We start from the raw sequence: 20,799 nt of genomic DNA, 5'->3' as shown, positions 1-20,799 counted from the left end.
GATTAAATAGATAGGTAATGGTGAAACTTTTCTTTCTTCGTTTTCAAATAGCTGCTGTTTTCTTTATGCACAGGCATCTCCAGCGGTACCCGTGCTACTACCTTGATCCCTAAGCTTTCTAATTCCTTCACCTTGTCAGGGTTATTGGTCATCAGTTGAATCTCCTGCACTTCTAAGGAACGTAAAACATCGGCAGCAAACGTGTAATGACGAGCATCTGCTGCAAAACCCAATGCAATATTTGCTTCATACGTATCCAATCCTTGTTCCTGCAACTGGTAGGCACGGAGCTTGTTCCGCAAGCCAATACCGCGGCCTTCTTGGCGTAGATACAAAATCGCACCACGGCCTTTTGCTTCGATCTGCCGCATAGCTTCTTGCAGCTGTTCGCCACAATCACAGCGATGAGAGCCGAAGACATCGCCTGTTAAACACTCTGAATGGATCCGTAGTAACAGCGGCTCGGTAGTATGTTGAATCTCGCCTTTGGCTAGTAAAAGGTGTTCATTGCCGAATTCATCTTCAAATAAGGTCAATTGGAACGCCCCATAAGCCGTTGGCAGATCCACCGTGATAAGTGCAGTTCCTCGTAGATATTCCGCCATCTCATCAATGGTCAAAAACGGCAGCTGCCATTTTTCTGCTAATTTTTTCAATTCTGGGACCCGAGCCATCGTGCCATCTTCATTTAAAATCTCACAAATGTAGGCTGCTTCCACGCTGCCAGCAAGCTTCGCTAAATCCACAGCCGCTTCTGTATGTCCTCTGCGTTCCAACACGCCGCCAGGTTGAGCGGTCAATGGGAAGATATGTCCAGGGCGATAAAAATCCGCAGCCTGTGACGCAGGATCAGCCAACTTTTCAATCGTCACTGCCCGGTCTTTCGCAGAAATTCCTGTACTCGTCATCACGTGATCGACACTGATGGTAAACGCGGTACCAAAGGCATCCGTATTATTGGCGGTCATCTCAGGCAATGCCAGCTTTTCAGCGATCGCTTGTGAGATGGGTGCACAGATCAAGCCACGGCCATAAGTCGCCATAAAATTGACGGCTTCTGGCGTTGCGTATTCAGCAATCCCAATCAAATCTCCTTCTGATTCCCGATTTTCATCATCGGCGACAATCACTAAGCCGCCTTTTTTTAACCATTCCACTGCTTGTTCTACTTTATCCATCGTCTGCCTTCTTTCATTTTCGTTGGTATTTGACATATTTCCCAATCATATCCGTCTCGATATTGACCCACTCCCCTTGTTTCAACTGCCCCAGCGTCGTCTGGTCTTTGGAATGGGGAATCAAGCTAACGGAAAATGTCTGTGCCGTCGTCTGGGTGACCGTCAAACTGACGCCATTGATCGCAATCGACCCTTGCGGAATGATTTCCCCTTGCACACTGACAGGGTAAGCAAACGTCAAGATCAAGGCATTTTCCAACTGCTTTTTCTGGATCAAACGGGTCGTTACATCAATGTGGCCTGCGACAAAGTGGCCTTCAAAACGCTGCGTTGCTGCCATCGCTCGCTCCAAATTGACTTCGGCACCCACCGAGAGTTGTTTAAAGGTCGTTCGTTGAAAGGTTTCCGGCATGATATCCACCGTAAACGTCGTCGCTTGTTTGGCGATCGCCGTCAAACACGTCCCGTTGATCGCCATGCTGTCTCCGATCTGGTAATCCGCCAGCAAGCCTTCCGACGCACTGCAGGTTAGCTGGATCGTGCGGCTTTGCTTGCGGATCTCTTTGATGCGGCCTTTTTCCTGAATCAATCCTGTGAACATTCCTCTTGTCTCCTTCCTCGGATGCAAACATCTTCCCCAACTGCTGTCACCGTCACCTCTGTTAGCTGCTGCAGCTGTTTCGGGGTACGTTCACTGGTAAAACTTGCGAGACTATTGCCCCCAAGAAACTTTGGCGCCACATAGGTAATGCTTTCTTGCCACAGTCCGCTGGCTAAAAAGGCATCATGGATCGCAGCGCCTCCCTCCACGTAAAGCGATTGGACCTGTCGTGTGGCAAGCTCCTTCAACAATGCAGCGATCGTCAACTCTTCCAGCTGGATCACTGAGACATGCGCTGGCAAATCACTGACAGCTGCCTGCTGCGTAAAAATCCACACAGGTGCCGAATCGTCGGCAAACAGTGCCAATTGGGGTTGCGACAGCGTTCGTCCCCGACGATCTACCACGATGCGAATCGGCGGAAAGCTGGTTTCAATCGTGGTCAATAAGGTGGGATCATCCGTCAACACCGTCTGACTGCCCACTAAGATTCCTTGATAGTCCCCACGTTCTTGATGGACCTTTTGCCAAACCGCTGAACCAGTGATCGCACTGCGGGTCTGCGCATCATGAGCGATCCGACCATCTAAAGTGATCGCTTGCTTCAATGCCACGTAAGGTCGCTGATGCTGATGGTAAAAATTATAGTGTGGATTCAAACAGCGCACTTCTGTTTCTTCGATACCCACCAACACGTCGATGCCCTGATTTTCTAAAAAGCGCTTGCCTTGTCCAGCCACGATCGGGTTAGGGTCTAACTGGCCGACGACTACTTTTTTGATGCCGCTGTCGATGATCAGCTGGGTGCAAGGCGGCTGTTTTCCTTGATGGTTGCAAGGTTCTAACGTCACGTATAAAGTCGAATTGATTAGGTCTTCGGAGGAATGGCATTGTTCGATGGCGTTTCGTTCCGCATGGGGCTGCCCATAGACTAAGTGAGCCCCTTTGGCAATGACCCGTTGCTCTTTGACGATCACAGCGCCCACTAGCGGATTGGTAAAGGTTTGGTAACGCCCTTTTTTGGCTTCTGCGATCGCCAAACGCATGTATTCGTTATGCATCTTCCTTCCTCCTTTCAATAAAAAAATGCCTCGTGAGAATCTCACGAGGCATAGACAAACAAGACCGGCAAAAAATCAATTTTAGACGCACTGCGCCCCTTGAAATTTTGTGGTTTTTCTTCTCCCATCCAGACTTTCACTGTCGGTGCCAGATTCACACTGGCTCCACCGCATAGCTATGCGGGTCACGGACTTCAAGCATTGTACTTGTCACCGTCGGTCGGGAATTACACCCTGCCCCGAAGAATACTATTCAATTCATGTGCATTTTAGCCCGACCATTTTTGTTTGTCAATAGGCCTGATTACAAGCCAATAGGAATTCCTCTTGGCTTTTTCTTTTGGCAATCCCAAAGAAGCGACAGCAGAAATCCCTTGTCGTTCCGCCATTTTCCTAAGCTGCAGCAAGGCAATTTTGCCTGTAAAAAAATACGAGAAAACCTAGGTTAAATATTTTTTCTCGAACGAAGCCATTTATCGAACTCCGTCACGAGTAAGACGACCATCCCAGAAGCTGCTGAGATGACCCAGCCGATCAAGGACATGTCCTCCGTATGAAAGGCGCTTTGCATAAATGGAACATAGGTCAATAACAGTTGCAGAACCAGCATTACACCAATGATCACGAACGCTTTTGGATTGGTGAAGGAAGCTTTAGAAAACGCTGGTGCACTGGTACGGATGTTGAACAAATAGAAAATCTTACTCAAGACCACGATATTGACCATCATGGTACTGGCAACGGCTTCGCTGACGCCTTGCAGCAAGAGCCAGTCATGAGCGATCAAACTGATGACTGCCATCAAGATCGACACATACGCCATCTGCCAAATATCGTGACGATTCAACAATTTATTGCCTGTCTTTCGCGGCTTGCGGCTCATGATCCCAGACTCTGCTGGTTCAAAGATAAACGCAAACTGGATCGTAATAGCAGAAACCATGTTGATCCACAGCAGTTGTGTCGCCTGCAGCGGCAATTCTTTTTGCATCATGATCGTAAAGGCAATGATCAGCCCTTCGGCAAAAGATGTCGGCAACAGAAACAGAATGCTCTTTTTGATGTTGTCATAGATCCTGCGTCCTTCGCGAATCGCTAAGGACATGGTACCGAAATTGTCATCGGTCAAGATCATATCAGCAGAATCTTTGGCTACATCCGTGCCGCTGATCCCCATCGCTACACCGATATCCGCCCGCTTCAACGCCGGGGCATCGTTAACGCCGTCCCCTGTCATCGCCGTGACTTTGCCTTTGGCTTGTAGCGCTTTGATAATGTCCAATTTATTTTTCGGCGTGGTTCGTGCAAAGACTTGATTCGTCAAGGCAGCATCTTGAAATTCAGCTTCACTCATCTGATCCAACTCGGCACCTGTCACGACGTGAATCTCATCCGCTAAGCCAAGCTTTTCCCCAATCGCTTTGGCGGTCAGAGGGTGATCCCCAGTAATCATTTTCACTTGAACACCGGCTTGGTTCATTTCCTTCAGGGAGGCAATCACTTCTTCTCGCGGCGGATCGATGATCCCGGCGATCCCTAGTAATTGTAGCCCTTGCTCAAAAATCGTTTCATCAATGTGATCAATCGAAACTTTCTGATAGCCCACCGCTACCACTCGTTTGCCTTCTGCCGACAAGCGGCGAACATGACCTGTCCAATAGGCTTCATTAAAAGGTGCCGCTTGTTTTTGCACCATTTCAAACAATTTATCTGGGGAGCCTTTAACAAATAGCAAGCGTTCCCCCGCAGGGTTTGCCACTAGTTTCGCCATGTAGCGGTTGTCCGAATCAAAGGGCAGCATATCCAGCTCTTGGTAAGCAGGTGCTTGCGGATAGGCAAATTGCTTATGATACAGCGTCAAAAAGGAGCCGTCTGTTGGTTCCCCATTGATCGTCCAGTGATTTCCTTCTGGCACCAATACCGTATCGTTGGCTTCGTAGCCAGCTTCCAAAAACAACTGCAAGATGTCTTGCGTGCGAACGTCCTCCTGCTTTGGACGAATCACGCCCACCGGCGCATAGCCGTCACCCGTCACTTCATATTCCTGCTCAGCCAATACGATGTCTTTGACCGTCATTTCATTTTTGGTCAGGGTACCGGTCTTATCCGTCGCGATCACATCCACTGAGCCTAGCGTTTCAACCGCCGGCAGTGTTTTGATGATGGTGTGCTTGTTTTTTGCCATGTCGCTGACACCCATCGCCAAAACCACCGAGGTCGTTGCTGGCAATCCTTCTGGGATCGAGCCGACGATCATGGTGACGACGGCTAAGGACAAGACAGAGATCGCGTAGGTTTGCTGGAACAAACTGACGATAAACAGCAAGACCGCCACGCCCATGATCACATAGGTGATGCCTTTCCCCAGCCCATCGATTTCTTTCATCAACGGCGTTTTTCGTTCTTCCGTTTGATTGACTTCTGTGGAGATTTTCCCGATCTCAGTCGTGGCGCCGGTAGCGATCACGATTCCTTTCCCGCTTCCTGACGTCACGGAAGTCGAAGCAAACGCCAAATTCCGTTGTTCTGCTAATGGGGTTGCTTCATCCACTAAGGCATCTGTTATTTTTTCCACCGAATCGGCTTCACCAGTCAAGGCGGATTCTTGGATACGCAAGTTGTCGGCTTCGATGATCCGCAGATCCGCAGGCACATTGTCACCGGCTTCTAAGAATACAACATCCCCCGGAACGACTTCGGCAGCTGGAATGTCTTGCCGAATCCCATTCCGATAGACCGTGGCTTCTGCTGATAGCATCTCTTTGATCCGCTCTAACGCATCGGAAGCATTTGCTTCTTGGTAATAACCGATCAACGCATTGACCAGTACGACGATGCCAATGATCACGGCATCAGAGAAATGCCCCATCAGCAGCGTTAAGATGGCGGAGAAAATCAAAATGTAGATGATCGTGTTATGGAATTGCCGCAGCAGCAACCGCCACTTGGCGGTTTTTTTAATCGCTAATTGGTTCAATCCGTAGGTTTCTAACCGCTCGGTTACTTGCGCCTCAGTCAATCCCTGATCGATAGAGGGCACCTGATACTGTTCGATTGTTTCTGACACTGATAATTGAAACTCTTTTTTATTCATTTATTCTTCTTCCTTTTCTTTTTTCATTGATGGATAACGCAAATAAGCCCCTTATTTAGAAACTACTCCTAAATAACGCGCTGTTGTTGGTCTCCTATTCAATTAAAAAGTAAGGCAAGTCAAAATAGTGTTTCTGCTCACCGTCACTCGAGTCGCTTGACATTCGTTTACCACCCCCTCTAAAGTTAGCAATAAGCGTAACAAACTATTTTTCCAAAGTCAAGAGTCATCGCTTTCATAGCAATGAAGGGGCATCTCAAAGTTTTACGAAAAAAAGCCGCACGACAACGATTCGCTGCCGTGCAGTTCCTTCAGTACATTCTCTTCAAGCCCAAAGGCACGCCTTAAAGCTGATCCAGTGCCTCGCTGATCGGTGTTTCTCCTGCTTGGACTTTGATGACTTTTTGATAAGTTGCTGGACGTTCCAGCATTTCACCTAACAATACGGCGACATCCTCGATCGGGATCGCACCAGAGGTCGTTTCACTGATCTCGATCAAACTAGATCCTGGTATTTCTTTCAACGCACCCGGCTGCAAAATCGTATAGTCTAGTGCGGTATTGTCGATCAGCCAGCGATCAGAGAAAAATTTGGCGATCGTGTAATCCATCAATGACGCCATGCCTTCTCTTTGCCACTGTTCAGGTTCTAAGGCATAGGCTGAGCTAAGGTGGACGTAGCGCTTGATTCCTTTTGATTCAGCGGCTTGCATCACTTTGACCGCACCATACAGATCAGATTGCAGCAAGTCTTTGCCTCGGGAACCCGCCACGAAGTATACCGCTTCCGCATCTGCGAATTTGGCCGCCATCTCTTCCGGTTCCGTGTGTAAATCAAAGGACACGGGCTTGATATTCTCCGTTTCTGTGATTTTCTCACTGCTGCGCGCACCAGCATAAACGATGTGTCCTTGTTTTTCTAGAAAGGCGATCAATTTTTGGCCCACCCGTCCGGTAGCACCAACGACAAAAATTTTCATTTTCTTTACTCCTCTCGATTCTTTTTCCAACTCTTGCTAGTATCATCGTAGGACAAAAACCTAGATCCAACAACTATTCTGTTTCTAAACGAAGGAGAAAAAGGCACAGCACAAACCAATTCTTGCTATTTTTCCCCATAGAAACCCATGTTTTAAAAAAAACACCCAAAAAAATGAAAAAAATTTTCTCAAACGATTGACAAAGCCTTGACTCTTTTGTAGACTAGGTAGAAATAATTTAAATATTTAGAAAATTCCAAATAAAGAAAAGGACGGTGGCGTATATGACCCGCACCAATGTTAGCAAACGAATTATTTTATTATTATAGCCGGGACTGTTTGATTTTATACATTCAAAGAGTCCCTATTCACATTGCATCCAAAAAGAAGATCAGCTTCTTGAGATGGAGTGTTTTTTTATACCCATTTTCAAGGAAGCGACCTTTTACAAACTGACACATTGATGCCAGATAGATCCGAAAACGCTCGTTGAACAACTGCTGCCGATTCCCCGCGGTTATGCACTGCACTTATTCTAAAGACCCCTTCTGTTTGAACACTTGATTGGTCAAGCAGAAAAAGGAAGGATGATTTTTTCTTATGAAAACCGTCAACACGATCGCTGCTTTTGTAAACAAGTATTTGATCTATATCATGATTTTATTGATGATCGTCTCTTATTTTTTCCCGCAACCCTTCTTATGGATTCCGCCTCGTACAACGATTCTTCTGAGCATCATCATGTTTTGTATGGGGATGACTTTAAACGTTGCTGCTTTTAAAATGGTCGTCTTACAGCCTAAAGCATTCATCTTAGGAGTGCTTTTCCAGTTCACCATCAGTCCTTTGGTTGCTTACGGCTTAGCGCAGCTGTTTGGTCTTTCTTCCGGTTTGATCATCGGGTTTGTCCTACTAGGTTGCGTTTCTGGTGGAACCGCCAGCAATGTCATGACCTTTATCGGCAAAGGCGATGTCGCCCTCACCGTTTCCATGACCACGGTATCGACCTTGTTAGCGACCGTCGTTACCCCCTTTTTGGTTTACATCTTGGCTGGTCAGTATACTGAGATCTCCTTCTGGGAAATGCTCTTGTCTGTCTTGCAGATGGTGCTTTTGCCGATCATTTTAGGGGTGATCGTCCACAAACTCATTGCCAAGCACATCGAGCGATTTCTGCAATCATTTGTATTGATTTCTTCCGTTAGTATCTTATTGATCGTTGCCGGAACTGTCGCTCGCAACGGTGCCGTCATCGTCCAATCTGGCTTGATCGTAATTTTCTTAGTCTTGCTCCATAACTTGATCGGCTACGGCGCAGGCTATGGTCTGAGCCGTGTGATGGGCGTCAGTGCCACCCAAGCCAAATCCATCATGTTTCAATTAGGAATGAAAAATACCGGCCTAGCGATCTCGTTAGCCAATGCCCACTTTGCCGCCATTGCTGCAGCCGTTACCCCTGCCGCAGTCGGCATGGTGATCCATCAAATTACCGGACCAATTTTAGCCAATCTCGTGGCCAAGAAAGAAGGAAAACAGTATGAGTCAAAGTATCTTTTTGCCAAACTACACAATCGGGGCGGACGCCTACGAAAAAGTAAATGACATCGTAAAACCATACGGCACCAATGCCGTGATCATCGGCGGAAAAACCGCCCTTGAAAAAGCCGAAGACAAGATCAAAGCCGGTTTAACGTCAGAAGTCAAAGTGACGGATACCTTGTGGTACGGCGGCAACTCGACCTATGAAAACGTCGATCAGCTGTTAGCCAATCCAAGCGTCCAAGCCGCCGATGTTCTATTCGCCGTTGGCGGCGGCCGCGTTTGCGATACCGTCAAAGTGGTTGGAGAAAAAGCAGGCAAACCAGTCTTCACCTTCCCAACGATCGGCTCCAACTGCTCACCAGTCACCGCGGTCTGTGTCATCTATAAAGAAAACGGCGAGATGCAAGGGCTGTTTTTCCCTTCGCAGCCGCCAACCCATGCCTTTATCGACAGTGAAATAATCGCCCAAGCCCCCGACAAGTACTTATGGGCAGGAATCGGCGATGCCCTCTCCAAAGAGATCGAGTCGACGTTTTCAGCGCGGGGCGATCAGTTAGATTACACCGATGGGTTAGGCATCCAAATCGGCAAAATGTGCACGGAACGCTTATTGCAATACGGCACACAAGCCTTGAAAGACAGTGCCGCCAATCAGCCGTCTTATGCCATTGAGCAAGTCGTCTTGGATATCATCGTGACCACCGGCTTAGTTTCCGTCTTAGTCATCAATGATTACAACTCCGCCCTTGCTCATTCCTTTTACTACGGAACGACCGTTTTGGAAAAAATGGAAGACTATTTACATGGCGCTTCCGTTAGTTACGGTGTTTTGGCCTTGTTGCAACTCGATCAGCAAGAGGTCCTCTTCCAGCGCATCTACGCCTTTATGAAGGAAAACAAACTGCCGGTTTGCTTAGCTGATATGGGTCTTAACGACACCAGCGATCTTGAGGCAATCTTAGACAAAGCAATGACCACCAATGACATCGTCCACGTGCCTTATGAGATCACGCGAGAAATGTTTAAACAGGCAATCCTAGCCGTGGAAGCCTATCATGCCAAACAAAACCAAGCAGCATTGGCAGCTGCGAATTAAATGAACCCCTCCAGCAACGAATTGCTGGAGGGGTTTTGTATGGCATTTTTCCTCTTGCGTTTGATTGCAATCGGTTTGGATTTTATAAAAATATTCTTAGCAAGTTAATACGATACTACTCATTATCTAGGTCTTTAGAAAATATTAAAAAGCACAATCAGCCTATGATACGACTGAGAGACTGCTTACCTCCCTAATTATCTACTTGTGAATAAAAGCGCATGAAAAAGCAATCCTTGTTATACTTATAAATAACACGAAGTCCTTAGAAAAAGGAGGAACCCTCATGACCCGCTACCAACGATTTCGCTTTGCTCGTTTAGGCGCTCTTTGGATGCTGGGCTTACTCCTCACTGGCTGCAGTGCGGATACAGCACCGATTGAAGAACAACCGACTACCAACACCGCCACTTCTTCTGAACCTGCGGTTTCCTATGAAACCTTTCCACTGCCGCAACCGATCTTAGACGGGGAAATCAGTGTGGCGGAAGCTCTCTTCAATCGGCGCTCGCAACGGGATTTTCAAGACACCGAGCTAACACAAGAACAGCTGGCACAGCTTTTATGGGCCGCTGCCGGTGTCACTACAGAAGATGGTCGCCGGACAGCGCCTTCGGCTGGTGCCTTGTATCCCTTAGACCTCTATGTCGTGGTTACACAGGTAACGGGGCTTGAGCCAGGGCTTTATCTGTATCAACCTGAGCAACATGCCTTAGAAAAAATCCTTGCTGGTGATTTTCGGACCGCATTGGCGGAAGGTTCGTTGGATCAGCAAGCGATCCAACGGGCACCTGCCACATTGCTTTATACAGTGGTTTATGAACGACTGATTGAGCGCTATGGGGACCGAGGAATCGAACGCTATGCCTATATCGAAGTCGGTCATTCCGCCCAAAACGTCCTTTTACAAGCCCAAGCGTTAGGCTTAGGCGCTGTGCCGATCGGCGCCTTCACGGATCATGCACTCAAAGAATTATTACAACTGCCGACGGAAAATGAACCCCGCTATTTGATTCCAGTGGGGGTTATTGAGTAGCGCTACTGAATAACAGAGCCTATTTTCGTAGGATTGTCAGTCTTTCATTAGAAAACGGCAACTGGCAAGGTTGATTTTCCCAGCAAAACCAGTAGAATCGAAAAACCACCTGCAAAAACAGCAGGTGGTTTTTCGATGGACTTACAGTTTGTATGATCGGACTTCTTCTGGTATTTCTTCTAGCGGCAACTCTTTTACTACCGCCTCGGTACCTGCTGCCATCGCTGTATCGTAGTACCAGCATTTGTATTTGATCGTATTCATCGTTTCTTGCAAGGCTGCCATTTGCTTGGTGACTTCTTCCAAACGTTCATGAAACAGCTGCTGTCGTTTCTGCAAAGACGCATCGCCTTCTTCGCCCCAATCCAAGAAATTCTTGATGTCTTTGATGGGCATGCCGGTATTCTTCAAACAATCGATCACTTTGATCGTCGCTACTTCTTTTTCTGAAAACACCCGAATGCCGCCATTGCTACGGGCCATATTCGGAAACATTCCTTCTCGATCGTAGTAACGTAGTGTCGAGATGGGGATGTTAGTCGTTTTTGATACTTCACCAATCGAGTAACTCACTTGCATCGCTCCTAAAAAAAATTTTGTTTCTCCCTTGACCTAAACCTAACTTCAGGTTCTACAATAAAAATACACCGCAAGCACTGTACTGTCAATCACCCGTCATCTCGCAGGTTTGGGTTTGGCAGCAGCAGGATTCGATGAAAAAATCATTCACTGGAGGAAATACAAATGACAGAAATCAAAGAAAAAGTTATCGTAATTATGGGAGCCTCTTCGGGAATTGGGGAAGCAACCGCCGTTAAGCTAGCCGAACAAGGGGCAAAAGTAGTAATCGCAGCCCGCCGCGAAGAGCGCATTAAAGCCCTGGCTGAAAAACTAGGAGAAAATGTTTTGTGTCAAACAGCCGATGTCACGAATCGCGAACAAGTCCAACAAGTCATTGATTTAGCCATGACCTCCTTTGGTCGTATTGATGTCCTTTTCAATAATGCTGGTATCATGCCTCAAGGAAACTTGGCAGAGTTGAACTATGACAGCTGGCAAAAAATGCTGGATATCAATATCATGGGGGTATTGAACGGGATCGGCGCTGTACTGCCCATCATGCAAAAACAACAAGATGGCTTGATCATCGCCACTGACTCAGTTGCTGGACATGTCATTTACCCGGGATCTGCCGTGTACAACGGGACAAAGTTTGCGGTTCGTGCAATCATGGAAGGCTTGCGCCAAGAAGAACGTGAACATGGCATTCGCTCCACCATCGTCTCTCCGGGAATGGTCTCCACGGAATTGTTTGAAACCGTAGGTAATGCTCAACTAGAAGCAGCCTTGAAAGAAACCTCTCGCGTAGAAGGCAACAGCCTAACGCCAGAAGATGTAGCAAATGCAGTGGTTTATGCCATTCAACAGCCCAAACATGTGGCGATCAGCGAAGTCTTGCTGCGCCCAGCAAAACAAACCGTTTAAGCTATTTCTACTAGCCCGTGAAACCTGCTATCCGCCTGAGGCGATCGCAGGTTTTTTTGTCGTCAAATCCCGCCGTTCCCCTAGGAAAAATTACTTGTTTTTCTTGTAACACCCGCTTGTCCGAGTAATGTAAACCAATCGTTGCTTTATGTAAACGACTAGGTTCTGTTGCTACGGGGGAAATTTTTTTATACTTAGTACAAAGCTTCCGTATAAAACGACCAATCAGAAACGAACCTACCGTATTTCTCTTATTTATGAATAGCCGAGCATGATTGATATCCCGCCTTCAACGTTGACTTGCAAGTATTATTAGCTGTCCTCTTTTAGTACTTGCTTTTTATAAAAGAATGGAGTGTGTATATGAATGTAAAACAGCTGCTCGTCATTGCCGAGCAACGAAGAAACATCACGAATCAGAAATTGACCTATGCAGAAAACTTCTTGGCGGCCGGCTACTCCGCTGCCGAATTGCTGGCAGACGAAACCTTTCTTGAATTAGAGCGAAGGGAAACCCAACTAATTGCAGAACGCAACGCTATTTTTTACGAAGAAGTCAGCCAAAATTAATCCCCCATTCCCCGATCCAATTCCGGGTGACAAAAAGCGAAGGCCCAGTTGGGCCTTCGCTTTTTCTGTAAAAAAATGAATTTTCGATTATCTTAATTAACTCCTTCACCATTTGATTGAATCACTTTTTTGTACCAATAAAAGGACTTTTTCTTATAGCGAGCCAACGAGCCAGTCCCATTGTCGTGCTTGTCTACATAAATAAACCCATAGCGTTTTGCCATTTGTCCAGTTCCTGCTGAAACAAGGTCGATGGGCCCCCAAGAAGTATATCCGATAAGATCGACGCCATCTGCAATAGCATCAGCCATTGCCTTAATATGTCTTCGTAAATAGTCGATACGATAATCATCCTCGACTGTATATTCACCATTTTTTTCAATGAGGGTATCTATTGCACCTAACCCATTTTCGACCACCATCAAGGGAATTTCATAGCGTTCATAAATTTGATTTAACGCGATGCGCAATCCTAATGGATCGATTTCCCAGCCCCATTCACTCGCTGTAAGATGCGGATTTTTAACTCCATTGAAAAAATTCCCCGTTTGCTTTTCGGCTTGATCATTTACTTTAGTCACAGTAGAAGATTGGTAGTAAGAAAACGTATAGAAATCAACAGTGCCCTCTTTCAGTACTTCTAAATCTCCTGCTTCGATAGTAAGATCGATCCCTCTATCTTGCCAAAACTTTTTAGCAAAATATGGATAGCGACCTTTCACTTGAACATCACCACAGTAAAAATTACTGATATTAGTCATCTCTTGTGCGAAACGAATATCCTCTGGATGAGAAGACAACGGATAAATCATTCGATAGGCAATCATACAGCCCATGTGCAAATTTTTGTGTAGACTTTTTGCGTACTTGATCACTCGGGCACTTGCAACGAATTGGTGGTGGAGCGCCTGAAACCGCTGCTGGCTGTTATCGATATTTTTAGTATTCAAAAAATCATCAATATCCTTTGGATACATTCCTCCTCCTAAATACGTACCCACCCCTACATCTCTGGATAAAATATTGATTTCATTGAACGTCAGCCAATATCTCACATCATCTTGATAGCGATCAATGACCGTCTTGGCGAATCTTTCATACGCTTCAATCATTTCTCTGCTTTCCCAGCCATTAAACTGCTTTGTCATTTCTATCGGTGATTCATAATGAGACAATGAGACCATCGGCTCTATCTCGTATTTCTTTAATTCTGCGATCAAATCGTCGTAAAACTTTAACCCTTCTTCATTTGGTACTTTCTCTAAACCGGTCGGAAAAATACGAGTCCATGCGATAGAAAAGCGATACAGCTTAAATCCCATCTCTGCAAATAAAGCAATATCCTCTTTGTATCGATGAAAATGATCAATCGCCTCATGACTTGGATAAAAAGCACCTTCTTCAATTTCTGTGGTGATTCGCCGAGGCGTTTTCACATCGCCTCCCAGAAGCAGATCACTAATTGACATTCCTTTGCCGTTCGCTTGATGCGCTCCTTCTAATTGATTAGCAGCTGTCGCCCCACCCCAATAAAATCCATCTGGAAATTTTGCTTTCATTTTTTCCCCTTCTTTCTTCTAAATAATTGTTACTAATTTATTCGAGTAATCAATCAATTCATCGTGCTCAAAAAATACCGGTTCATTCTGATTGTTCATAAAAATCAAAACAGAAGTTGGATCGTAGCCTTTAGACTTGATAAAATCAATATCAACACGGGCTAGCAAATCACCCGCCTTTACTCGCTGACCTTCCTCAATAAAAAGTTCAAATCCCTCTCCATCCAGTTTCACTGTATCTAATCCAATATGCAGTAACATTTCTAATCCATTATCATGCCGCAACCCGATGGCATGTTTTGTTGGAAAGACAGTTGTTATCGTGCCTTCAATCGGTGAATGGAATTCTCCCGACACAGGATCGATCGCTAGCCCTGGACCCATTTGTTCGGTGGCAAAAACCTCATCAGCTACTTCACTCAACGGCAAAACGCTGCCGCGGACAAAGCCTTGAATCAATGCTTCTTCAGCCGCTGTCCGTTTTTCTAAAACAATCGGTGAAGGCTTCTCCAACTTTTTCATATCTTCTTCAATACTCTCTTCAAAACCAAAAATGACTGTCAAAACAAATGATATCGAAAAAGCTAACGCCAATGTTATGGCTGCTTTTACAATATTAGAGGCATCCTCTCCGAAAAATACCGGCAAGGTCAAAAGCCCTGGCGATCCGAATGAATAGCGGACTAGTCCGCTGATACCCGCATAAAAACCAGCAATTCCACCTGAGATCATCACATAAATCAGTGGTTTTTTCAGTTTCAAGTTAACCCCGTACAGCGCAGGTTCCGTGATACCAGACAGCGCCGTGATGCCGCTGGAAAAAGCAATTTGTTTCATCTGTTTGTCTTTGGTTTTAACAAATACCCCAAAGGCGGCACCCGCTTGCGAAATGTTGCTTGCTAACATACCTGGTCCTTGGACGATTTCAAAGCCTACGGTTGAAAAGGAGACTTGCGCAATCGGAGTCAAAGCCGTGTGCATACCAACCATTACTAATAACGGCGTGAAGATGCCCATCAGTGTCGGCACGAGCCATGGAACAGTCACACGCAGATAATCCACAACAAAGAACAATCCATCTCCAAAAATCGCGCCGATGGGTCCTAAGATCATCAGTGCGAGCGGAGCCATGATGATCACGATAAAAAGCGGCTTCAACATGGTTTTTAAAACACTTGGAATGATCTTTTCAGATAAACGATCAACATAACTCATAACCCAGACGATCAAGATGATTGGGATAACCGTTCCTGAATAAGCGGCTTCACGTATCGGAAGCCCAAACAGCTGCATAGAAACATCCGAGGCAACCAGACTCTGAAATGTTGGATGTAATAAGACGCCTGTGATCCCCAATGCTAAATAAAGATTGGTTTTAAATTGCCGTGCCGCACTAGCCGCAATTAAAAAAGGCAAAAAGTAAAAGGCGGCGTCTCCAATCATATTGATGATTTGATAATTTAAACTTTCTCTACTCAATCCCAAAAGGACCAGTAAAGCTAAAACCGCCCGAATTAAACCAAATCCGATCAATGCTGTAATGATTGGCGCCATTACACCAACAATGTTTTCGACGATTCGTTTCACAAGTCCGTTTTTAGGTGTATCTGCAGCTTCATCACTGTTTTTTTCCGTGATTTTATACTGATTGATTACAGTCGAATAGTAATTTCCTACTTCTCCGCCAATCACAAATTGTACTTCATCTCCAGTCAATCTGGTCCCTAGTACTCCTGGAATTTCCTTCGCCTGTGCTTGATTGAATTGCGTGGTATCTTTTAACTGGAAGCGAAGGCGAGTTGCACAATGATAGACCGCGTTAATATTTTTCTCTCCACCGATCGATTGAATGATTTTGTCTACTGATTCTTTCTTTTTATCAACCATTTGGTTCACTCCTCATTTTGTGATAGTAATAGTCTATTAATATGAATAGCTAAATATGCAATTTCTTCTTCAGTGATTGGTTTCTCATAGATTTCTTCTAAAGTCCGTTTTATTCGCTGACTATAGGCCATCGGTTCTTGATACAGCGTAGAGACTGTCTTTATTAAAACTGCATCATTGTTTAACATCGTATTCGTTAAATAGCGTTCTGCAAAAAATTTGGCATGTGTAACCAGACGCTCATAGTGCAGACTGTGGCTATCCAATTTTTTCTTCACCAACATTTGTACAGACTTTAAAATATTTGTCACGATTTTTGTGATTTGGATAGCATTGGCATGAATTGCTGAGCGACTATTTCCGTTAATGATATGGAAAGTAATGTTCGCTGCTTCTTGTTCATTCAAAGAAACACCAAGTGCTTTTTCAATAATGGCAACACCTTTTTGAGCAGCCTGAAATTCTTCAGGATAAAATCGTTTGAACTCCCAATACATTGAAGAAGTCATAATGACATTGTCTCTGATCCTCTCGACAGTAAAATAAATATGATCGGTCAGTGAAAAGAGTGTATTAGCAGATAACTCCGTATCTAGATATTTCTCCGCTTCTTGGATGACTTCATACGCTAGCTCGATATACTTTACAGGTACATTGTTCATAAAAGTGATCAAGGACTCCATTCGATTATCTTCAATCGGAAGATAAAATTTAGAGATTTTCTCTTCCGAAATCAATTGACCTTTCTTTTGCTGATAACCGATACCCTTGCCAAAAGCAATAACATCTTTGTTGTCTTTCTCAACAATAATAACGTTTACATTCAAAACCTTCTTAATCAAATACATGTATTCTTCTCCTTCCTCCTTTCTGAGCGTAAAAAAAGGCATAATAAAATCAAATCTGCGAACCTTCGCAAAATTGATTTTATTATGCCTTGCCTGCCGTACAGTCACATACACATAAAAAAAATCACTATTTATTTCTTAAATTAATCATAGCATCCAAAAAAAGAAAACGCAATCATTTTTTTATGTACAAAAAACCGCAAAATAGGTATTTCCCTTCTTTTGCGGTCAGCTTCGAATCTTACATCTTGATGACAAACAGACTCTTTCAAACGAAACTAAGTCGTAACACTGTCAAAAATCCCGCTATTTCTTCACGATCAGCTGAACGGCTTGATCGATTTTCTGCTTTTGGGTTTCCGTGTCGCTGTCTGGATTTTCCAAACAATTTTTCAAATTCTCAGCGACAATGATCCCCATAATACGGTTGACGCTGGAACTGACGGCGGACAATTGCGTGATGACATCGACGCATTCTTTCTCGTCTTCGATCATTTTTTGAATCCCCCGCAACTGGCCTTCGGTTCGTTTTAACCGATTCAAAATATCTTTGTTGCATGCGGTCATCGTTTGATTTCTCCTCTCCATGCTGACATGCCGCCGAGGACATTGGTCACTTGAAACCCTTGCTGGTTCAAAAACTCAGACGCCATTTGCGAACGAGCCCCTGAATGACAGATGACATAGTAATTTTTATCCTTCTCTAAGTCGCTGGTTTGTTCCGTCAGCTCGCTCAACGGTAGGTTTTGTGCTGTTTTGATGTGTCCTTGTGCAAACTCATCAACTTCTCTGACATCAAGGATCTCAAGCGCCTCACGTTTTTCTTTTTGGGTAAATTCCTCCATAGATATTGCTTTAATCATGAATAATCATCTCCGGCTTAATAGTATTATACAACGAAAAGGCACCATCGAGGTTTTGACAATTGATGCCCGCTTGTTTTAAGATGCGTTCGGCAATGTAGCTTCTCAATCCGCTATGACACGTAACAACATACGAAACACTTGGATCCAATTCAGACAACCGATCTCTCAATTCATCTAACGGAATGTGGAGCGCCTCTTGAAAACGCCCATTATTGGCTAATTCCATCTCTGAACGAACATCCAACAACTGCTTACCGTTTTCTAAGGCCTCCGTCAATTCGTGCCATTGGATATTCTCACTGATTCCTTCTGCCAGATTGATCGCTGCATAGCCAATCATATTCACTGGATCTTTCGCTGAGCCAAAAGGCGGCGCGTAGGTGAATTCCAGTTCAGGCAAGTCAAAGATCGTTAAGCCACCTTTGATCGCTGTTGCCAAAATATCGATCCGTTTATCGACCCCTTTGGCACCGATGCCTTGCGCACCATAGATGTTTCCAGTGTCAGCATCAAAAATCAGCTTCAAATAAATATCCGTCGCATCAGGATAATACCCAGCATGGTCTTTGCCTGAAAGATGAACCACCTGAGGATTTAGCCCCGCCAGTTTGGCACTGCGCTCACTCAACCCAGTGGACGCTGCGGCAAGATCGAATACGCGCACGATCGCCGTCCCAATACTGCCTTTGTTTTTGCGAGTCAGTCCTCCCAATACATCAGCCACTTGCCGACCTTGGCGATTGGCTGGTGACGCCAAGGAGATCAGCGTGTCTTCGTTAGTGATTTGTTGTTTCACAACGATGGCATCTCCCACCGCGTAAATGTCTTTCTTGCTGGTTTGGTATTGCTCATCTACCAGGATACCCCCCCGGTGTCCTAATTGGATACCGGCACGTTTTGCCAAATCCGTTTCTGGTTGGACACCCACCGAAAGAATCGTGATATCTGAAGCCAGAACCGTTCCATCCTCCAGAACGATTTCTTGCCCTGCTTTTTCAAAAGCGGTCGCTGACTGCGAGGTCAAAACATTGACCCCTTGCTTGATCAATTCATTTTTGACATACGCCGCCATTTCTTCATCCAAAGGTGGCAATACGTGTGGTGCTTTTTCCACGATCGTTACTTGTAGGCCTTTTTTATGTAAATTTTCAGCGACTTCTAACCCAATAAACCCAGCGCCAATGATCGTCGCTTTTTGAGGCTTTTTGTCTTCAAGATGTGCCATGATTTGGTCTAAGTCAGGAACATTGCGCAAAGAAAAGGCGTTGGTTGCTTCTTCTATCCCTTTGATCGCTGGTACTAGCGGTTTTGCCCCCGGCGATAAAATCAACGCATCATAAGATTCCGTGAAGACCTGTTCGCCATGTTTGACCGTGACCGTTTTCTCCTGCGGATCGATCGCCAGTACCTCATGAAAAGGCCGTACATCTAGGTTAAACCGTTTTTTTAATGCCTCAGGTGTTTGGACCAATAAGGCGTCTCGCTCTTCGATCTCACCAGAAATGGCATACGGCAGTCCACAATTCGCAAAAGAGACAAAAGGACCTTTTTCAAAAATAATGATCTCCGCTACTTCTTTAAGCCGACGTAAGCGCGTTGCTGCAGACATTCCTCCTGCTACCCCACCGACAATAACTATTTTTTCCATCGTTACTTTCCTCCTTTGGTTGTTCCCCGCCATTGATTCATGCCACCGCGAACATTGACCACATCAAACCCCTTTTTATTTAGGATTTTGGCTGCTTGTTTGCTTCGCATCCCTGATTGGCAAATGACTGCCAGTTTCTTGTCACCTTTTTGAGTGAAGCCCGCAATCTTGTTTAACGGTACATTTTTGGCGTAGGCAATGTGCCCGCTACGGTACTCCGCCGGCGTGCGAACATCCAGAACCGTCCATTCTTTGGCTCCTTCTTTTTGTAAATCTGCTGTTGACATACTTGGTATGCGTTTAAATAATGAAAACATTTTTCGCTCCTTTCTTATACCCCTCGGGGTATATTAAACAAGATGTTTCCCTATTTGTCAACTAAGTGATTTTCTTTAAGAAAAGAAACTTGCTGTTGCGTTGCTCCCCACTCGATAAACTGTCATGTATCGAACATGTACCAATCAAGCAAGAGAAAAAACGAGCCACATATTTCCTTCCCCTTAGCCTCAGTGCTATAATAAACAAAATGATATGCAGTAAAAATAACATGCTTCAAGGTCACTTTGTCACAGACGTTTTTCACGACCTCAGAATGAAAACGATGCTCCTCTCAAAAAAACAGCAGATAAAAAACGACGCAAGCACCACTTTCCCTTGATTTATCAAGAAGCAAGCCCTGCTTTCTTGGAAACAACGCGGGTTTCGACTATGCTTAAGTCACATCAGCGAAAGGAAAAAAAGATGGAATTTGGCGAAAAAATCAAAGAAGTACGCACAAGAAATAACTTGACCCAAGAACAATTTGCCACTCAACTACACGTGACGAGACAAGCCGTTTCGAACTGGGAAAACAATCGCAATCTACCAGATTTAGAAATGTTGATTGCCATCGCCACGATTTTTCAACTCTCGCTTGATGAATTGATTTTAGGAGGAACTCAAGTGAACAAGATCACTGAAAAACTAATCAAAGATGGCAGCGAGACCCGACGCGCCAAACTCAATTTGATCACGACCTTGATCGGAACATTTTTACTACTATTCGGCTTTGCCTGCTTCTTCATCAAAGCAAGCTCCGTGGAATACATCGATCAATCCGGCATTTTACATGAAAATTTCTATCTAATCCCCGTAGGATTTTTGTTCCTATTGGCTAGTTTCGTAGTATTTGCAGGAACCGGGATCAATTATTTTCGAACTGCTAGAAGAAAATGACGCGAAAAAACTCGATTCCAGATGATGGAATCGAGTTTTTAACTTTTGTTTAATAAAGAATAGTCCCTTCAATAAACACTGTCCCTTAGCCAAGCAGCATTTCCAGACTCTAACGGATAATCCACCCCTAAAC

At 45.0% G+C, this 20,799-nt stretch carries 19 protein-coding genes and 1 riboswitch; of the genes, 6 read left to right on the top strand and 13 right to left on the bottom strand.

Annotated features, from left to right (window positions below):
• Window positions 1-2 precede the first annotated feature (2 nt).
• The 5 genes from ribB to IGI89_RS06075 form a co-directional block, all read right to left on the bottom strand.
• Window positions 3-1,214 (bottom strand): 3,4-dihydroxy-2-butanone-4-phosphate synthase, encoded by a 1,212-nt coding sequence (gene ribB / locus IGI89_RS06095; protein WP_438735441.1) that lies wholly within the window; start codon window positions 1,212-1,214, stop codon window positions 3-5.
• A complete protein-coding gene (locus IGI89_RS06090; RefSeq protein ID WP_218193085.1) occupies window positions 1,192-1,779 on the bottom strand; it encodes a riboflavin synthase in 588 nt (195 codons plus the stop codon). Before IGI89_RS06090 ends, ribB begins: the two co-directional genes overlap by 23 nt.
• Window positions 1,764-2,840, bottom strand: a complete 1,077-nt coding sequence (gene ribD, locus IGI89_RS06085; protein WP_438735440.1) for a bifunctional diaminohydroxyphosphoribosylaminopyrimidine deaminase/5-amino-6-(5-phosphoribosylamino)uracil reductase RibD — start codon at window positions 2,838-2,840, stop codon at window positions 1,764-1,766. Before ribD ends, IGI89_RS06090 begins: the two co-directional genes overlap by 16 nt.
• Before the next feature lie 112 nt (window positions 2,841-2,952).
• A riboswitch (FMN riboswitch) is annotated at window positions 2,953-3,091 on the bottom strand.
• Between the two features lie 194 nt (window positions 3,092-3,285).
• The gene (locus tag IGI89_RS06080; protein WP_271771997.1) at window positions 3,286-5,934 is read right to left on the bottom strand and encodes an HAD-IC family P-type ATPase; all 2,649 of its coding nucleotides are present in this window, start codon (window positions 5,932-5,934) and stop codon (window positions 3,286-3,288) included.
• A 344-nt stretch (window positions 5,935-6,278) separates the two neighbouring features.
• Entirely contained in the window at window positions 6,279-6,914 is a 636-nt protein-coding gene (locus IGI89_RS06075; RefSeq protein WP_438735439.1) for an NAD(P)H-binding protein, read from the bottom strand.
• 600 nt (window positions 6,915-7,514) lie between these two features.
• Between IGI89_RS06075 and IGI89_RS06070 the strand changes: the two genes are divergently transcribed.
• The 3 genes from IGI89_RS06070 (at window position 7,515) to IGI89_RS06060 (ending at window position 10,588) form a co-directional block, all read left to right on the top strand.
• Window positions 7,515-8,516, top strand: a complete 1,002-nt coding sequence (locus IGI89_RS06070) for a bile acid:sodium symporter family protein (protein ID WP_005233246.1) — start codon at window positions 7,515-7,517, stop codon at window positions 8,514-8,516.
• Complete coding sequence (locus tag IGI89_RS06065; protein WP_438735438.1) at window positions 8,452-9,552, top strand: iron-containing alcohol dehydrogenase family protein; 1,101 nt, start codon at window positions 8,452-8,454, stop codon at window positions 9,550-9,552. Before IGI89_RS06070 ends, IGI89_RS06065 begins: the two co-directional genes overlap by 65 nt.
• Before the next feature lie 286 nt (window positions 9,553-9,838).
• Window positions 9,839-10,588 carry a SagB/ThcOx family dehydrogenase gene (locus IGI89_RS06060; protein ID WP_438735437.1) on the top strand — a complete coding sequence of 250 codons (750 nt, stop codon included), beginning with the start codon at window positions 9,839-9,841 and terminating at the stop codon, window positions 10,586-10,588.
• Between the two features lie 141 nt (window positions 10,589-10,729).
• Here IGI89_RS06060 and IGI89_RS06055 read toward each other — a convergent pair whose 3' ends face one another.
• Window positions 10,730-11,167 (bottom strand): MerR family transcriptional regulator, encoded by a 438-nt coding sequence (locus tag IGI89_RS06055; RefSeq protein WP_086298802.1) that lies wholly within the window; start codon window positions 11,165-11,167, stop codon window positions 10,730-10,732.
• Between the two features lie 165 nt (window positions 11,168-11,332).
• Here IGI89_RS06055 and IGI89_RS06050 point away from each other — a divergent pair, with 165 nt between their 5' ends.
• Window positions 11,333-12,073, top strand: coding sequence for an SDR family oxidoreductase (locus IGI89_RS06050; protein ID WP_438735436.1), 741 nt, complete (start codon window positions 11,333-11,335; stop codon window positions 12,071-12,073).
• Between the two features lie 363 nt (window positions 12,074-12,436).
• Window positions 12,437-12,643, top strand: coding sequence for a hypothetical protein (locus IGI89_RS06045; RefSeq protein ID WP_438735435.1), 207 nt, complete (start codon window positions 12,437-12,439; stop codon window positions 12,641-12,643).
• A gap of 92 nt (window positions 12,644-12,735) precedes the next feature.
• On the opposite strand, the gene IGI89_RS06040 is transcribed toward IGI89_RS06045, so the two are convergent.
• The 7 genes from IGI89_RS06040 to IGI89_RS06010 form a co-directional block, all read right to left on the bottom strand.
• Window positions 12,736-14,202, bottom strand: a complete 1,467-nt coding sequence (locus tag IGI89_RS06040; protein ID WP_438735434.1) for a glycoside hydrolase family 1 protein — start codon at window positions 14,200-14,202, stop codon at window positions 12,736-12,738.
• Between the two features lie 18 nt (window positions 14,203-14,220).
• Entirely contained in the window at window positions 14,221-16,089 is a 1,869-nt protein-coding gene (locus IGI89_RS06035) for a beta-glucoside-specific PTS transporter subunit IIABC (RefSeq protein WP_438735433.1), read from the bottom strand.
• Window positions 16,090-16,094: 5 nt separating this feature from the next.
• Window positions 16,095-16,937 (bottom strand): PRD domain-containing protein, encoded by an 843-nt coding sequence (locus tag IGI89_RS06030; protein WP_042890884.1) that lies wholly within the window; start codon window positions 16,935-16,937, stop codon window positions 16,095-16,097.
• A gap of 306 nt (window positions 16,938-17,243) precedes the next feature.
• Entirely contained in the window at window positions 17,244-17,504 is a 261-nt protein-coding gene (locus IGI89_RS06025; protein ID WP_005230585.1) for a metal-sensitive transcriptional regulator, read from the bottom strand.
• The gene (locus IGI89_RS06020; protein ID WP_438735432.1) at window positions 17,501-17,800 is read right to left on the bottom strand and encodes a rhodanese-like domain-containing protein; all 300 of its coding nucleotides are present in this window, start codon (window positions 17,798-17,800) and stop codon (window positions 17,501-17,503) included. The genes IGI89_RS06025 and IGI89_RS06020 overlap by 4 nt, the downstream gene beginning before the upstream one ends.
• Complete coding sequence (locus IGI89_RS06015; protein WP_438735431.1) at window positions 17,793-19,451, bottom strand: FAD-dependent oxidoreductase; 1,659 nt, start codon at window positions 19,449-19,451, stop codon at window positions 17,793-17,795. The genes IGI89_RS06020 and IGI89_RS06015 overlap by 8 nt, the downstream gene beginning before the upstream one ends.
• A 2-nt stretch (window positions 19,452-19,453) precedes the next feature.
• On the bottom strand, window positions 19,454-19,768 hold the full coding sequence (locus IGI89_RS06010) for a rhodanese-like domain-containing protein (RefSeq protein WP_008380263.1): 315 nt from the start codon (window positions 19,766-19,768) through the stop codon (window positions 19,454-19,456).
• A gap of 424 nt (window positions 19,769-20,192) precedes the next feature.
• Between IGI89_RS06010 and IGI89_RS06005 the strand changes: the two genes are divergently transcribed.
• Window positions 20,193-20,666 (top strand): DUF3955 domain-containing protein, encoded by a 474-nt coding sequence (locus IGI89_RS06005; protein WP_438735430.1) that lies wholly within the window; start codon window positions 20,193-20,195, stop codon window positions 20,664-20,666.
• The last annotated feature ends 133 nt before the right edge of the window (window positions 20,667-20,799 follow it).

It is taken from the genome of Enterococcus sp. AZ141 (assembly GCF_051714385.1).
Taxonomy (GTDB): Bacteria; Bacillota; Bacilli; order Lactobacillales; family Enterococcaceae; genus Enterococcus_D; species Enterococcus_D entomosocium.
The sequence above is the reverse complement of the archived record's forward strand: the minus strand, read 5'-3'. Positions and strand labels throughout refer to the sequence as shown.